Origin of the sequence: Pseudoalteromonas sp. GABNS16E (assembly GCF_028598715.1) — a bacterium.
GTDB lineage: Bacteria > Pseudomonadota > Gammaproteobacteria > Enterobacterales > Alteromonadaceae > Pseudoalteromonas > Pseudoalteromonas atlantica.
On sequence record NZ_JAQREZ010000215.1, the window covers coordinates 1 to 255 of the forward strand.

General features: G+C 38.8%; 1 protein-coding gene. It reads left to right on the forward strand.

Features of this window, described 5'->3' with window-relative positions; all coding sequences use genetic code 11:
- Window positions 1–80 precede the first annotated feature (80 nt).
- Window positions 81–255: efflux RND transporter permease subunit (locus PSI06_RS21340; RefSeq protein WP_273604859.1), on the forward strand; the 175-nt coding region annotated here is incomplete at its 3' end.

The window sequence follows — 255 nt, forward strand, 5'->3', positions numbered from 1 at the left end:
GTAACCAAAGGCGCATTTTTTGTTGCTTCTGAAATCGCTAAAGGCGGATTTGATCCGCATAACCACTAAGGAGCAAGACTATGTTTAATAAAATAATAGATTGGTCTGTTAATAATAGACTCCTGATCTTGATTGCGCTGTTTGCCACAATTGTCGGCGCAATTATGGTTATACCAAAACTAAATTTAGATGCCTTTCCTGATGTTACTAATGTTCAAGTTGCTGTAAATACTGAAGCGCCAGGACTAGCTGCTG